Origin of the sequence: Myroides sp. N17-2, assembly GCF_002286775.1 — a bacterium.
Classification (GTDB): domain Bacteria; phylum Bacteroidota; class Bacteroidia; order Flavobacteriales; family Flavobacteriaceae; genus Flavobacterium.
The window spans coordinates 1-329 of record NZ_NSGJ01000114.1 but is presented as its reverse complement, the minus strand read 5'-3'; the positions used below and the strand labels follow the sequence as shown (position 1 = coordinate 329).

Sequence of the window (329 nt, the reverse complement as noted above, 5' to 3'; positions counted from 1 at the left end):
AAATAAAGTTAGAAAAGAATACAAAACAAGATATAGAAATATATTAAAATTTATAGAAAGTACGATTCGAAAGAATTGTAAGCACATAAGCAAAATAAGGGCGTATGGGGAATGCCTAGGCTCTCAGAGGCGAAGAAGGACGTGATAAGCTGCGAAAAGCTGCGGGGATTGGCACACACGAATTGATCCGCAGATATCCGAATGGGGCAACCCACTATGTTGAAGACATAGTATCCAATTAAGGAGGCGAACCCGCTGAACTGAAACATCTAAGTAGGCGGAGGAGAAGAAAACAAAAGTGATTCCGTAAGTAGTGGCGAGCGAACGCG

The 329-nt window shown here is 41.9% G+C and carries 1 rRNA gene; it reads left to right on the top strand.

The features are described from left to right. Positions 1–84: 84 nt before the first annotated feature. Positions 85–329 (top strand): 23S ribosomal RNA (locus tag CF599_RS19305); the annotation flags it as partial.